This window comes from Clostridium sediminicola (assembly GCF_050402865.1).
GTDB lineage: Bacteria > Bacillota > Clostridia > Clostridiales > Clostridiaceae > Clostridium_AF > Clostridium_AF sediminicola.
The window spans coordinates 26451-41454 of sequence record NZ_BAABMF010000004.1 but is presented as its reverse complement, the minus strand read 5'-3'; the positions used below and the strand labels follow the sequence as shown (position 1 = coordinate 41454).

Here is a 15004-nt window from a genome sequence, read left to right as displayed (position 1 = left end):
TCTATTCCTCCTGCGTTTATCTTTAATTCAAAAATGTTACACTTTCTCTTTATAAAGGTACCTTAATCTCTAGTATTATGTAAATATTTTTGCAACTTCTTTTACATTTTGTTAACATTTAAGATACATTTTATACTCAAATTTATTTCTTATAATTTAACCTCACCACATATACGATTATATTTTCAAAAAGTTCGAGGACGAAACTAATATTCTTAAATCTCTTCTCTAAAATTTGTGTTCATTTTCTTTAACAATGATAGGAAAATTTCTTTTTCTTCTTGTGAAAACCCCTTATAAGCAGTTTCATAAACTTCCATAGATATATTCTTATACTTAATCTCAATTTCCCTTCCTTTATCAGTGAGAATAATATATGTAATCCTCTTATCTTGCTGACATTTTCGTTTTTCAATATATCCAAGATTTAACAATTTCTTAACTAGTGGTGTAACTGTAGATTTATCTTTACCAATCCTTCTAGCTATTTCTTTCATAGTTAGTTTCCCATCATTCTCATATAAGGCTGTAAGTATATTACCATGAGATGGAATTAAGTCCGTTAAATCTTCATCCCATAATTTATTCTCTATAAATTCCATCATTTTTTTCTTTGTTCTACTTATAAAGTAAACAATATACTTATCATTCATTATCTTCGCTCCAATTCTAATTTTTCTAACATTTAATCATTCAATAACGTTAAAATTTAGTTTTCATAATATCTATATTTATCTTCTTTCCTATAAATTTCTTCCTTATTTATATTAACTTATAATGTATCAATTATAAACTTTAGTAAAAATACTTGTCAACATCTTGAATTATTAATTACAAATTAACTTAAATCTTTGACAAAAATTTAAAAGTTGTTTATAATTAGTTTGTCGTAAAACTATTTTTGTTTGCTTTGTTTCTTTCTGTACTTTTCAGAATATTAAGTGAAGCTTAAAAATTTTAATAAGAATTCAAAAGGAGTGTTATATATGGAAAATATCAAATTTAAAGCTATGGTTGTTAAAGAAATTGAAAAAAATAAATTCCAGAGAAATATCCAAGAAAAAGAAATTAGCTCTCTTCCTAAAGGAGATATCTTAGTAAATGTTAAATATTCATCTTTGAATTACAAAGATGCCCTTTCTGCAACAGGTAATAAAGGGGTGACTAGAAAATTTCCACATACGCCAGGAATTGATTCTGCCGGTATTATTATAGAAAGTAATGACGAAAACTTCAAAAAGGGAGATGAAGTCATAGTAACAAGCTATGATTTAGGCATGAATACATCAGGTGGATACGGTCAATATATAAGAGTTCCATCTAATTGGGTAGTTAAGCTCCCTGAAAATCTAACTCTGAGAGAAAGTATGATTTATGGTACTGCTGGTTTTACTGCTGCTTTATCAATTTTCAAAATGATAAATTGTGGAGTCAAACCAGAAGATGGAGAAATATTAGTTACAGGTGCAACTGGTGGAGTAGGAAGTCTTTCAATTGCCATACTAGCTAAGCTTGGTTATAACGTTATTGCAGCTTCTGGAAAACCACAAGCAAGAGATATGCTATTAGATTTAGGTGCTAAAGATACAATTCACAGAAGCAATCTAGATGATGAATCTGGTAGAGCTATGCTTAGAAGTAGATGGGCCGGTGTAATTGATACTGTAGGTGGTAATATTTTATCTACAGCGATAAAATCTACTAAGTATAGTGGAGCCGTTACTTGCTGCGGAAATGTAGCATCTCACGAATTCATGTCATCAGTTTACCCATTTATACTTAGAGGAGTAACTTTATGCGGCATAGATTCAGGTGAAACTCCAATGGATATTCGATTAAAACTTTGGGCTTTACTTTCTAGTGAGTGGAAAATTCCTAACTTAGAACATAACGTTGAAGAAGTATCTTTAGAAGGTCTAAATGAAAAAATAGATATGATATTAAAAGGTAAAGCTAAAGGAAGAATTATCGTAAATCTAGATATATAAGAAAATGCTATATTGCTAAAATAAAAATTTTAGGGACGGGGCTTAACTTTTTAAAAGTTGAGCCCCGTCCCCAAATATATTATTATTTTATATTATTCTTGAATTGCTGTTTCTGTTTCTTTTTCCCATTTCCATGGATTCTTTTTGATAAGTCTATCTGCAAATGGCACGAATATTGATAGTATAGCAGAAACTGCTAGTAATTGTTGATACCAAAGTAGAGGAATAACTTGCATTGGAGATACTGCACCTTTAGCAAAACTTGTTAATATTAACATTTGAGCTCCATAAGGAATAAGTCCTTGGAAAACACATGAGAAAGTATCAAGTAATGATGCACTTCTTCTAGGATCAACTTTATATTTTTCGCACATTTCTTTTGCGATAGGTCCATTGATTATGATAGCAACAGTATTATTTGCTACAGCAGCGTCAGTTAAAGAAACTAATGCAGCTATACCAACTTCTGCTGATTTTTTACCTTTAATCATTTTTTGAATTCCGTTTAATAAGAATTGAATTCCACCCGCTTTAGTAACCATTAAGGCAAGTCCACCGGTTAACATTGAAAGAAGGAATATATCAGTCATATTTGTAAATCCTGTGAAAATCTGTTGTGCAAAAGTTAAGAATGATAAATCCCCATAAGCTAATCCAATTATTCCTGATAAGAATATACCACCTGTTAATACTGCAAAAACGTTCATTCCTGCTAAAGCTAACACTAGTACAAAAATATATGGTAAAACTTTTATTATGTTATAATCATAAGTTTGCATTACTGGAACACTTGTAGGAGCTCCTAAGATTAAAAGTAATATTATTGTTATAATTGCAGCTGGCGCAGCAATAAATATATTAACTTTAAATTTATCTCTCATTTCACAACCTTGAGTTCTAGTTGCTGCAATTGTTGTATCAGATATTACAGAAAGGTTGTCTCCAAACATAGCACCACCACATACAGCAGCTAATGTAAGAGGAAGAGGTAATCCAGCTTTTGCAGCAACTCCTACAGCTATTGGTCCTAAAGCAGCAATTGCGCCAACAGAAGTTCCTGTTGCAATAGAAATAAAACCTGCTATAACAAATAATCCTGCCATTACATATTGAGCTGGAATGTACGTTAAACCTAAATTAACTGTTGAATCTACTCCACCCATTGCCTTAGATACAGCAGCAAATGCACCTGCTAGTAAATAAATAGTACACATTATGATTATATCAGGATTTCCACAACCCTTAACAAATGTGTCGAATTTTTCGTTTATTGATCCTTTAAATAAAATGAATGCTGTAATAATACCGCAAAATGCTGCTACTGGCGCAGGGAATTGATAAAACGCCATTTCTACACCTTGTGCTTGTAATACTAATCCAACTCCTAAATAGACACCTATAAATACTATAAAAGGTATAAGGGCTTTTCCACTAGGTACAATTTTACTTTCTTTACTGCTCATTATTATTCCTCCTTAGGTTTTAACATTTATGAAATTTATAAAAACATTATAATAATTTACATTTTGCCCCAGAAAAGGTTTACAGAAACAAGAAATTTATTTGCCCCAAATAATTCCTTTAGTTATTTCTTCAATATTCTGGGGGAATACAATTGATTCCCCCAGGTAAAAGTACTTATTTTCTTTATCTTCTTTATCTTCTTTATCTTTCATTTATCAAATATAGCTTTATCTTTTATAACTTCATTAAAAATTGAAACTATTTAACTATCAAATCTAAAGCTTGTTTCATATCAGCAATTATATCTTCAGCAGTTTCAAGACCAACTGATAATCTAACAAGTCCATCACTTATTCCACAAGCTGCTCTTTCTTCTGATGTATATGGAGAGTGAGTCATTGAAGCTGGATGTTGAATTAATGTTTCAGCATCTCCTAAGCTAACTGCTAATGCAGCTAAGTGAACATTATTCATAACAACTCTTCCTTCTTCTACTCCACCTTTAAGTTCAAAAGCAATCATAGCTCCTGGTAAGTCCATTTGTTTTTTAGCTAACTCATAGAATTCAAAACTTTCAAGTCCTGGGTAATAAACTTTTTCTACTGCAGGATGACTTTCTAAGAATTCAGCAACTTTCATTGCATTAGCACAATGTTGTCTCATTCTAAGTTCTAAAGTTTTCATTCCTCTTAATACTAAATAAGCATCGTCAGCACTTAGTACAGCACCAGTCATATCTTTTACACCAACTAATCTAACTTGTGTAATGAAATCTGCTTTACCAGCTGCGAATCCAGCGATAACATCTCCGTGTCCATTCAAGTATTTAGTTGCTGAGTGAAGAACAACGTCAGCACCATGCTCTAAGGGTCTTTGAATATAAGGTGTACAGAATGTATTATCAACAAATACTAAACAATTTTCATTAGCATGAGCAATTTTAGATATTTCTTCTATATCAGTTACTTTTAATGTAGGGTTTGCAGGTGTTTCTAGGTATACAACTCTAGTATTAGGTTTCATAGCTTTTTTAACTTCTTCAAGGTTACTTACATCTACAAATGTAACTTCGATTCCAAATCTAGTAAGTCCGTGGTTTAATAATGCAAAAGTACATCCATAAAGTGTATCAGATGCTACTACATGATCTCCAGCTTTCAATGCAGTCCATAAAGATGAAGAAATCGCTCCGATTCCAGATGCTGTTGATACAGCAGCTTCAGCTTTTTCAAGGATAGCTACTCTTTCTTCTACTTCAGCATTTGTAGGATTTCCAAGTCTTGAGTATATATATCCTGGCTCTTCTAATGCGAATCTTCTTCCGCCTTCTTCTGCTGAATTAAATACGAATGTAGAAGTTCTGTGTATAGGAGTAACTAACGAACCATATTGTTTGTCTCCAACATGTCCACCATGTATTGTTTTTGTTCCAAAGCCCATATTTTCCAATTTTTCTCTATTCATTTATATCGCTCCTTAAAATTTTATATTTTTATTATCTTAGTTAAACCATTATTGCTCTTTAACTAATTTATGTGTCTTATCGTTTACACTATTAGTATAAGCAATTGCTATGCCAACTTATTATAATAAGCCTATAAGCTATTCTATCACGATTTTATGACAAAAATATAAAACAATGGAATTTTTTTTTACACATTCGACAAAACATTCGGAAATATTTTTTACACTTGTAAATAATATTTCCACAGACATATTAGAGGCAACTAGGAATCATTTAAAACTGTATATCAAATTTTTTCACTTTATTTATTATTGTTGTATGAGAAATTCCTAAAGCTTTAGCTGCCTTACGATACGTTCTATGAGTTCTTAATGCATTAGTAATAACTTCTTTTTCATACATTTCAATTGCTTGTTTTAAGTTTGGTTCTTTACAATAATTAAATTTAGGGGTAGAAGTAATGCATCCTTTACTTCTACTATTAAAATCTATAATCAAGTGCTCTAGTTCCAATATATCATTTGGACATAAATTCATAGCTCTTTCAATAACATTCTGTAATTCTCTAACATTTCCTGGCCAATTATATTCCATTAACGCATTAATAAATGTTGCATCTGATCCAGAAATCTTTTTATTTAATTTTTTATTTAATTTTTCAATAAAAAAAGTAACTAAGCTAGGAATATCTTCTATTCTATCTCTTAAAGGAGGTATATATACAGGAATAACATTTAACCTGTAGTATAAGTCTTCTCTAAATCCTCCCTTTTTTATCATTTCTTCTAAATCTCGATTAGTAGCTGCAATTATTCTTACATCAACTTTTTCTTCTTTAGTACCTCCAATTTTTCTAATAACGCCTTCTTGAAGAACTCTCAAAAGCTTTGCTTGCAATGTCATAGAAAGTTCTCCAATTTCATCTAAAAACAAAGTTCCTTCATGAGCTTCTTTGAAAAGACCTTCCTTCCCATTATTACTTGCCCCTGTAAAACTTCCTTTTTCATAACCAAATAACTCACTTTCAATCAAACTATCTGGCAGAGCAGCGCAGTTTATAGTTACAAAATTTTTATTCGTCCTGTTACTTAACCTTTGAATTGCCTTTGCAAACATTTCTTTTCCTGTACCACTTTCTCCTCTTAATAAAATCGTAGAATTGCTCTTTGCAACAGAAGTACATAGTTTTTTCACATTTTCCATTGTAAAACAACTACCTATTACTTCTTTAAAAGCTCCTTTTTTAGTCGATGAAACAATATTTGCAATTTCTATAGCTTGTTCAATGTCTTTAAGAGAAGCAACAACTCCAATAGTATTATCATTATCATCCTTAACCGGTCTGCCAGTAGTTAGATAATGAATTTTGCCCTTTTCATTTTTTATCTCGATTTCAACATTATCATATTTTTTACCAGTCTTGAGCAAATTTATCATAGGCGCATTTATTGCTAGAAATTCTTCTACTTTATTTCCAATAACTTCTTCTTTATTACAATAAAAAACTTTTTCGCAATAACTATTAAATATTTCTATTTCCATTTTATTGTTTATTGCCATTATTCCTTCGTCAACAGAATCAATAATCGCACGAAGTTTTCTTTCGTTTTTTTCATGTTTCATAAGTTCAACTTCTCGAACACTATGAACTCCTTCTAATTTAAGTAGTTCTTTTTTCAGTAGATTCTTTTTATCGCTAGACATGTTTTCAATTTTAACACAAAGTTTTCTAGGAAATACTTCTAAAGAATGTAGACTTATATTAAAATGATAAATTTTATTTAGTATATTCATTGCCATACCAATTTTGTCTTTTGAAATAACTTCAAGTCTGATAAATTTTTTCACTTCCATAGTTATCACCCTTGTATTATAAGATTTTGGTACAATTGCAACATTAATTATATCACAAATAGTTTCCTATATTTCATAAACTTTTAATGTAAAATTTGGGGTACGAGTAAAATCTGGGGACGGTTCTCAACTTTTTCAGAAGTTGAGAGCCGTCCCCGAATAATTTCACTTAAGACTAAAAATGCAAATTCATAGTCTTTTTTGATAAATATTAATAAATTTAAAATTGCTATTATATATACATACCTTACGTAACTTTAATCTATGCATGTACAAATTCTCAGGTATCAATGACTTATGGACTTGTATAGATTCAAAATTGAAGTGGTTTATTTAAATATAAGCATTACGTAAACTAATTAATACAGTGCTAAAATAATGACCCCTCGTAAATATTATTTAGCGGTCATTTATTGAATGGAGGAGGTATTTACATGGCAATATTAGTTACAGGTGGAGCGGGCTATATTGGAAGTCATACCTGTGTTGAATTACTTGAAGCAGGCTATGAAATTATAGTTGTAGACAATCTTATGAATAGTAATGAGGAATCATTAACAAGAGTTAAAAAGATAACCAAAAAGAACTTGAAATTTTATAAGGTTGATTTGCTTAATCAAATTGCTTTAGAAGAAATTTTCAAGGATAATAATATAGATGCAGTTATTCATTTTGCTGGGCTAAAAGCCGTTGGGGAATCTGTATCAATTCCTCTAAAGTACTATAGTAATAATATCATTAGTACTTTAACTTTATGTGATGTAATGAAAAAATTCAATGTTAAAAATCTAGTATTCAGTTCATCTGCAACAGTTTATGGTGATCCTGCTACGGTTCCTATAAATGAAGATTTTCCTTTAAGTGCTACAAATCCTTATGGACGTACAAAACTTATGATTGAGGAAATACTTAGAGATTTATACAAATCAGACTCTAGTTGGAACATTGGAATCCTTCGTTATTTCAACCCTGTAGGAGCTCATCACAGCGGACTTATTGGAGAGGATCCTAATGGCATACCAAATAATTTAGTTCCATACATCTCACAAGTTGCTGTTGGTAAACTCTCACAACTGAGTGTATTTGGAAGTGATTATTCAACAAAAGATGGAACTGGCGTTAGAGACTACATTCATGTAGTTGATCTTGCAATTGGTCATTTGAAAACGTTAGAAAAACTAAATAGTAACCCAGGTTTGGTAACCTATAATCTTGGTACCGGAGAAGGATACAGCGTTTTGGATATGATAAATGCTTTTAAAAAGGCATCAAGCAGAGAAATTCCTTACAAGCTAGTAGAAAGAAGATCCGGAGATATAGCTGAGTGCTACGCTGATACTTCACTAGCTGAAAAAGAACTAGGCTTCAAATCAAAATATGGTCTTGAAGATATGTGTAAAGATTCTTGGCGTTGGCAGTTTAATAATCCAAATGGATATTCCAACGAAATATAAATATTGTGAAGAATAATTATTATAAATTTTGAAAGGGGTAATTACATTATGATGAAACCAACACTTGTAGTAATGGCAGCTGGGATGGGAAGTCGCTATGGTGGACTAAAACAAATAGATCCAGTAGGTCCTAGCGGAGAACTTATTATCGATTATTCAATTTATGATGCTTTAAAAGCTGGATTTGGAAAAGTTGTATTTATCATTAAAGAAGAGATAAAAGAAGATTTTCATAATATAATTGGAAGTAGAATAGAAAAAATCATGGACATAGCCTATATATATCAAAAATTAGATACTTTGCCTGAAGGTTACCATCCTCCCGAAGGAAGAACAAAACCGTGGGGTACAGCGCATGCAGTAATGTGTTGTAAAGATGAAGTTAATACCCCTTTTGCTGTTATTAATGCAGATGATTTTTATGGTCCTTCAAGCTTTAAAGGAATTCACGACTACCTTGTAACCTCAAGCGATAGTGATGATTGTTATCAATATTCAATGGTGGGATTTATCTTAGAGAATACCCTTACAGACCATGGACATGTAGCACGTGGAGTATGCACTTTAGATAATGAAGGATATTTAAAAGATATTAATGAAAGAACTAAGATTCAAAAGTTTGGTAATATGGCAAGATATACTGAGGATGATGATACTTGGATAGATATTCCTAAAGGAAGTACTGTTTCCATGAATACATGGGGATTTACTCCTAGTATTTTTAATGAAATTGATTCTAGATTCCCTAAATTCTTAGAAGAGAGCAAAAACAATCCACTAAAAGCTGAATTTTTCTTACCTAGTGTTGTAGATAGTTTAATATCTGAAAACAAAGCTAAGGTAAAAGTTTTAACTTCTAAAGAACAATGGTATGGAGTTACTTACAAAGAAGACAAACCTCTTGTGAAGAAAGCAATTCAAAAACTAGTAAATGATGGTGTTTACCCAGAAAATTTATGGAGGAATATATATGACTCTTAATTATAATTTTAATGAAATTGTTAAGAACTTTAATTTTCAAGGTGATTTTATAGAAGCAAACCCTTACGGGGACGGTCACATTAATGATACCTTCGAAGCTTATTTCAGAAAAAATGACGGTACAAAACATAGATATATAATGCAAAGAATTAACTCAAATATATTTAAATCTCCTGAAGAATTGATGGAAAATATAGAAAACGTGACATTACATCTTAGAAAAAAAATTGTTGAAGCTGCTGGTAATCCTGATCGTGAAACTTTAAACTTAATCAGAACATTAGACAATAAATGTGTTTATAAAAGCCCAGAAGGAGATTATTGGAGAAGCTATATTTTCATCGAAAATGCTAAAACATACCTACTTGTAGAAAATTCAGAGCATTTTTATAATGCAGGAAAAGCATTTGGCATGTTTCAACAACTTTTAGCTGACTTTCCTGCTGAAAAATTATATGAAACTATTCCAAATTTCCACAACACAGAGAAGAGATTCTCAGATTTCTTAGAAGCAGTAAAGAATGATAAGATGGGTAGAGCAAAAGATATTAAAGCTGAAATAGATTTTGTTTTAGAAAGAGCAGAAGATACAAAAGTTCTTGTAAATCTTATAAAACTAGGTCAATTGCCAATTAAAGTTACACACAATGATACAAAATTCAACAATGTAATGATAGATGATGTTACTGGTGAAGGAATTTGCGTTGTTGACTTAGATACAGTAATGCCGGGTTCAGCCTTATATGATTTCGGAGATTCTATCCGTTCTGGAACTAATACAGCTGAAGAGGACGAGCCTGATATATCAAAAGTCTGGATGGATCTGAATCTCTTCGAAAATTTCACTAAAGGTTACCTTGAATCTGCTGGTCATTCTCTTAGTGATTTAGAATTAGAATATTTACCATTTTCCGCAAAATTAATGACATTTGAATGTGGAACAAGGTTCCTTACAGATCACTTAAATGGTGATATATACTTCAAAATTCACAAAGAAAATCATAATCTAGATAGAGCAAGGACTCAGTTTAAAATGGTAGCTGACATAGAAAACAAGCTAGAAAAGATGAAATTAATCGTACAAAAATATACTAAATAAAATTTTATCACAGGTACTTTTATTTGAATATAAAAGATGCCTGTGATAAAATTTTTATATAAGGTTAGTATTTAACAATTGCTATTGATGTAATGGCAATTGTTTTATTTTTATTATTTTTCCTTAACAATCTTCTATAGTTACTTTCACAAAATATTTACAAGCAAAAAACTACTAATAACTATCAGAGAAGGAGCCTGCAATGACTTATTCTAAAACATTTTTAAAACTTGAGTTTGAAATTGAAAGTCTAATAAGCGTTCATTATTTTGAGTTTGCTAAAAATTACGTATATGAAGGCGAAACACATAATTTTTGGGAGTTTGTTTATGTAGATAAAGGTGAATTAGAAGTAATGTCTCAAGATAATGGCTTCAAATTAAAAAAGGGTGAAATGATTTTTCATAAGCCAAATGAATTTCATAACTTGTGGGCAGACGGAAAAATTGCTCCAAATATTATAGTAATCACCTTCTACTGTAATTCTAAAGCTATGGAATTTTTCGAGAACAGGATAATCTCTACTGGAGACACTGTAAAAAATTTATTAGCTAATATAATAAAAGAATCAAAAGAAGCTTTTTCTACTAAACTCAATATTTCTAACGTCACTAAACTAGAAAAAAAGAAAAGCTCACTTTTTGGTTGTGAACAATTAATTAAAATTTATTTACAGCACTTACTTATATACTTAGTAAGAAAAGGCTCTAATCTTTTACCTGAAGATAGACTTTCTTCTTCCGTTAAAGAAAGAACTTATAATGATATGACTAGAAAAGCTATTAACTTCCTTCATTGTAATATTTCCAATAATATTACTTTCCAGGATGTATGTAGACATTTAAATGTTGGAAGTACATATTTGAAAGCTATGTTCAAAGAACATACAGGTACTAGTGTAATAGAATTTTATAAATCTTTAAAAATTGAAGAAGCTAAAAAGCTTATACGAGAAGGTCAATTAAACTTTACCGAAATAGCAGAAAAATTATCATACTCATCAATACATTACTTTTCAAGGCATTTCAAGAAAACTACAGGCATGACCCCAACGGAATATGCATCCTCTGTGAAAATGAAACTATAAGCTTAATTTTTATCCCTGTCCCCAACTTTTCAAAAAGTTGGGGACATTGCTTAACTTATTTAACTGAATTCTGAAAACATGTACTAAATTTAAATAATTAAACTTAAATCTAAAATTTCAGTATTAATCATCAAGTTTTTGTCAACAATTTATTATGTACTGCATAACTAAGTCAAGGTAAAAACATTGAATGGAGGTAAATAAATGTGTAGAAAAACAAGAATAAAATCTGAAGATGCATATTATCATATCATAATGAAAGGTATGAGTGAAATAAAACTATTTCGCTGTACAAAAGATAAAGATAGATATTTATTTTATATAAAAAAATATAAAGATATATATGGGTTTAAAGTTCTAGCTTATTGCTTAATGAATACTCATGTTCATCTTTTAATCGATACCAATGGCGCCGATATAAGTGATTATATGCACGATATTAATCAATGCTACGCACAATATTACAATAGAACGTATAAAAGAAATGGTCATGTTTTCGGTGATAGATTCAAAAGCATTCTCCCCAATGAAGAGTTTGGTTTACTACAAATGTCATCTTATATTCATAACAACCCAAAAGATATAAAAGGATTCAGATCTAATGTAGAAAATTATGAATACTCAAGTTTTGGCATATATGCTGGAAATCATAAAAATATCTATAATTTAATAGATCCTAGTCTCTTGTTAAGCTATTTTTTAGAAAAAAACAATTTCGAAATAGCTAGAAAAGGCTACTATACCTTCGTCAAAATAAGGTTATCTAACAAAGTAGAGGAGACAGATATTGTAACAGAAATTACTCCTATCAATATTAATAAATTTAAATATATTAATGATATTTTTTGGCAAAATGAAGATAGTATACCAATAATAAAACAGATAATCTGTCCTTCTTCAATAATTAACTTCTTATGTAAAACAGCTACTATTGAGCATCGAAAACTTTTAAACAACTCTAACAGGAAATACTCGGATTATAGATCAATTTGTGTATTCCTTTTAAGGTCAGTATGTAATTTAAAATTCAAAGAAATCAATCCTATTATGGGTAATTTAACTACATCAGCCTTATCAAAATTATGTAACAAGGGCTATGATTTATTAATGAATAATCCAAATTATATAGATATACTTTTTAAACTTAAATCAAATTCTATAGCATCTTTAGCTTAGTATTAAAGTTTATATATTTAAAAGATATTTTCAATTCAAACTCTTAATATTATCTTATCCTTTATTAACTTCTTTATAAATAAGAAATTAGCTTGTCTATTATCAAAATTTCTTATTAAATCATTTCTTTTTTTACTTGAATAGGACAAGCATAAAAAATTATTGTTTAAAGTACCGCATCTCGTGTAATATTTCTAAAAACATCTTTAAATTTCTTGAAATTAATATTAAAACACCTAGATATAAAAAAACTAGGTGTTTTAAAGTGGATTTATTTTTTAGTTAATTTTTTTTAATTATGAACTGTCCCCAATTAAAACTTTAACCAATATATTTAAAAGTTCTACTTACCATATACAAAATGATTGAGTGAATAGGAATAATAAATAATCCCGCTAATACTCTTCCTGGTAAGAAAGCAAGAAATCCTTTGCTAAACAAAATAGATAGCCATAATGTATTTAGAATCATTGAATTTAATAAATACGATATAGTAACTACAAATTGAATCTTATCTATTGAATACTTTTCATTAGTTGACCTATACCTTTTAGTGATAACTGTTGGCACTATTATGAATAGGGCAACTAGTAGCAAATACGCCATTGCTGTAATTACATGCAATTCACCATCATAAAGATAAACTCTTCCATCTATGGCTTTCAAAACTTCACTCTGGAACATAATTAACACTATACCTAAGGATATCAATATAGTAATTAATCCATTAATAATATTAAAATTAATATCATCTTTCATCTTTCTAAAATAATTAAACAACAATCCCGGAATAATTCCATTTAAAGCTGCTGTTAAAGTAAATCCTGGAAAAAATATACCCCCGCCTGGATTCATAATAAATCCAAGAAGGTCGGCAATTACCCCAACAATTCCCCCTATTACTGGACCCATTAAGATTCCTGAAATTTGAATTGGAATAGCTCCAAATCCAATTCTTAGAGCTGGCATTCCCGCAATAGGTACCATAATTGCAAAAACTCTTGTTAGAATAATACTAATTGCAATAAACACTCCCGATAAAGCAATTTCCTTAGCTCCTATTTTCCTTTTGACATCAATATTTTCGTACATAAGAAAAATACCCCCTTCTATAATTAGACAGGGCTATGACATTAAATAAGCTATATTAATGTAACAGCGGACGCAAAAAAGTACCGCGGTATTCATTACAAAATAAAAAATATATACTTAATTCATATTTTTTATAAATTCACATGTAACTTTCCCTTCGTCTAAGGGCAACTTCCCATCCCTTAACACTTTACGCACTTTTCCTACTCTGTCTTTTTATAAATAATACACGAAACCAGTAGAATAGTCAATATAAAAACAGTTTCTCTGTTACTTTCCAATGAACATTTGAGTCCAATAGTATCTTCCATTTGAGTCAGTAGCTACCCCTACACCTATCTCAGAAAATGATGATTTTAATATATTACTTCTATGACCATCTGAATTCATCCACCCATCCATTACTTGTTCAGGAGTAGTTTGTCCATATGCGATATTTTCCCCTGCAGCCATATAAGTTATACCAAATTTACTAATCATATCAAAAGGTGCTCCATAAGTTGGAGAAGTGTGAGAAAAATAATTTTTGTCAATCATATCTTGTGATTTTAATCTTGCTACCTCACATAATTTTTTACTAGTTCCTAGTTCACCTAATCCAGCTTTAGCTCTTTCCCTATTCACTAATTGAATTACTTTATTTTCAAAAGTACTATAAATTGTCGTATCAACACCACTTTCTTTTTCATTATTCTCTTTGTCTATTTCCTCATTTGAACTCTTCTCTTTCCTTGGTTCAGTTATATCACTTGAATCCGTCAACTCACTGTTATCATCTGGAGTTTTAACTGTTTTTTCTTTTTCTTGCTTTTGTTCCTCTTCACTTTTTGTATTATCCCCAATATTATTCGATTCTTTATTATCTTCTTTAGTTTTTTCTCCTAAATCACTTTTACCACTTTCTTTTTTATTTATCTTAGAAGTATTAGTAGTTTTTGTATCAAATTTTCCTTCGCTTTTACTATCATCTTTTGAATTAATAGATTCTTTTTGTTCTTCTGAATCTTCAACCTTCAAGTTCTTATTTTTCTCACTATCCATACTATTATAATTTTTATTTTTTGAGAACTGTCCCCAATTGAATATACTAATTTTATTATTGGAAGTTTCATAATAATTAAAAGAAAAATACCCAAGAACAGTAGTAGCTCCTATTGCCGTTGTAATAACTCCAGCAAAAATAATTTTATTTATTTTATTCACTTACTTTCCCTCCACCATCTTTGATAATTATTAAAATTGGTCATTATTTTATATTTATTTGATTTTTTTTCAAGACCTGACCCCAACTTTTCTATATTATTACTAAAGTCATGTAAAATATGACCTTTATCACTTAAAATA

At 30.0% G+C, this 15004-nt stretch carries 12 protein-coding genes and 1 riboswitch; of the genes, 6 read left to right on the top strand and 6 right to left on the bottom strand.

What is annotated here, in order from left to right:
* Nucleotides 1-215: 215 nt before the first annotated feature.
* Nucleotides 216-653, bottom strand: coding sequence for a MarR family winged helix-turn-helix transcriptional regulator (locus ACQ3F0_RS09085; RefSeq protein ID WP_428864916.1), 438 nt, complete (start codon nt 651-653; stop codon nt 216-218).
* A gap of 333 nt (nt 654-986) precedes the next feature.
* Between ACQ3F0_RS09085 and ACQ3F0_RS09080 the strand changes: the two genes are divergently transcribed.
* Nucleotides 987-1988, top strand: coding sequence for a YhdH/YhfP family quinone oxidoreductase (locus tag ACQ3F0_RS09080; protein ID WP_428864915.1), 1002 nt, complete (start codon nt 987-989; stop codon nt 1986-1988).
* A 92-nt stretch (nt 1989-2080) separates the two neighbouring features.
* Here ACQ3F0_RS09080 and ACQ3F0_RS09075 read toward each other — a convergent pair whose 3' ends face one another.
* From ACQ3F0_RS09075 to ACQ3F0_RS09065, 3 genes are all read right to left on the bottom strand, one after another.
* On the bottom strand, nt 2081-3451 hold the full coding sequence (locus ACQ3F0_RS09075) for a Na+/H+ antiporter NhaC family protein (RefSeq protein WP_428864914.1): 1371 nt from the start codon (nt 3449-3451) through the stop codon (nt 2081-2083).
* Nucleotides 3452-3710: 259 nt separating this feature from the next.
* A complete protein-coding gene (gene megL / locus ACQ3F0_RS09070) occupies nt 3711-4916 on the bottom strand; it encodes a methionine gamma-lyase (protein WP_428864913.1) in 1206 nt (401 codons plus the stop codon).
* Between the two features lie 274 nt (nt 4917-5190).
* Nucleotides 5191-6771, bottom strand: coding sequence for a sigma 54-interacting transcriptional regulator (locus ACQ3F0_RS09065; protein ID WP_428864912.1), 1581 nt, complete (start codon nt 6769-6771; stop codon nt 5191-5193).
* Nucleotides 6772-7205: 434 nt separating this feature from the next.
* Here ACQ3F0_RS09065 and galE point away from each other — a divergent pair, with 434 nt between their 5' ends.
* From galE to ACQ3F0_RS09040, 5 genes are all read left to right on the top strand, one after another.
* On the top strand, nt 7206-8225 hold the full coding sequence (gene galE, locus ACQ3F0_RS09060; protein ID WP_428864911.1) for a UDP-glucose 4-epimerase GalE: 1020 nt from the start codon (nt 7206-7208) through the stop codon (nt 8223-8225).
* A gap of 48 nt (nt 8226-8273) precedes the next feature.
* A complete protein-coding gene (locus tag ACQ3F0_RS09055) occupies nt 8274-9206 on the top strand; it encodes a nucleotidyltransferase family protein (protein ID WP_428864910.1) in 933 nt (310 codons plus the stop codon).
* A complete protein-coding gene (locus tag ACQ3F0_RS09050; protein WP_428864909.1) occupies nt 9196-10305 on the top strand; it encodes a phosphotransferase enzyme family protein in 1110 nt (369 codons plus the stop codon). Before ACQ3F0_RS09055 ends, ACQ3F0_RS09050 begins: the two co-directional genes overlap by 11 nt.
* Before the next feature lie 202 nt (nt 10306-10507).
* A complete protein-coding gene (locus ACQ3F0_RS09045; protein WP_428864908.1) occupies nt 10508-11392 on the top strand; it encodes an AraC family transcriptional regulator in 885 nt (294 codons plus the stop codon).
* A 204-nt stretch (nt 11393-11596) separates the two neighbouring features.
* Nucleotides 11597-12568: a transposase gene (locus tag ACQ3F0_RS09040; RefSeq protein ID WP_428864907.1), complete on the top strand. Its 972-nt coding sequence runs from the start codon at nt 11597-11599 to the stop codon at nt 12566-12568.
* Nucleotides 12569-12889: 321 nt separating this feature from the next.
* Here ACQ3F0_RS09040 and ACQ3F0_RS09035 read toward each other — a convergent pair whose 3' ends face one another.
* Nucleotides 12890-13660 carry a folate family ECF transporter S component gene (locus ACQ3F0_RS09035; protein ID WP_428864906.1) on the bottom strand — a complete coding sequence of 257 codons (771 nt, stop codon included), beginning with the start codon at nt 13658-13660 and terminating at the stop codon, nt 12890-12892.
* Nucleotides 13661-13722: 62 nt separating this feature from the next.
* A riboswitch (THF riboswitch) is annotated at nt 13723-13873 on the bottom strand.
* Nucleotides 13874-13930: 57 nt separating this feature from the next.
* The gene (locus tag ACQ3F0_RS09030) at nt 13931-14863 is read right to left on the bottom strand and encodes a CAP domain-containing protein (protein ID WP_428864905.1); all 933 of its coding nucleotides are present in this window, start codon (nt 14861-14863) and stop codon (nt 13931-13933) included.
* Nucleotides 14864-15004 lie beyond the last annotated feature (141 nt).

Bases quoted from the DNA above. Each gene is read 5' to 3' on its own strand.
- ACQ3F0_RS09045 (WP_428864908.1), top strand. From the start codon at position 10,508: ATGACTTATTCTAAAACATTTTTAAAACTTGAGTTTGAAATTGAAAGT.
- ACQ3F0_RS09040 (WP_428864907.1), top strand. From the start codon at position 11,597: ATGTGTAGAAAAACAAGAATAAAATCTGAAGATGCATATTATCATATC.
- ACQ3F0_RS09075 (WP_428864914.1), bottom strand. From the start codon at position 3,451: ATGAGCAGTAAAGAAAGTAAAATTGTACCTAGTGGAAAAGCCCTTATA.
- ACQ3F0_RS09055 (WP_428864910.1), top strand. From the start codon at position 8,274: ATGATGAAACCAACACTTGTAGTAATGGCAGCTGGGATGGGAAGTCGC.
- megL (WP_428864913.1), bottom strand. From the start codon at position 4,916: ATGAATAGAGAAAAATTGGAAAATATGGGCTTTGGAACAAAAACAATA.
- galE (WP_428864911.1), top strand. From the start codon at position 7,206: ATGGCAATATTAGTTACAGGTGGAGCGGGCTATATTGGAAGTCATACC.
- ACQ3F0_RS09050 (WP_428864909.1), top strand. From the start codon at position 9,196: ATGACTCTTAATTATAATTTTAATGAAATTGTTAAGAACTTTAATTTT.
- ACQ3F0_RS09065 (WP_428864912.1), bottom strand. From the start codon at position 6,771: ATGGAAGTGAAAAAATTTATCAGACTTGAAGTTATTTCAAAAGACAAA.
- ACQ3F0_RS09035 (WP_428864906.1), bottom strand. From the start codon at position 13,660: ATGTACGAAAATATTGATGTCAAAAGGAAAATAGGAGCTAAGGAAATT.
- ACQ3F0_RS09085 (WP_428864916.1), bottom strand. From the start codon at position 653: ATGAATGATAAGTATATTGTTTACTTTATAAGTAGAACAAAGAAAAAA.
- ACQ3F0_RS09080 (WP_428864915.1), top strand. From the start codon at position 987: ATGGAAAATATCAAATTTAAAGCTATGGTTGTTAAAGAAATTGAAAAA.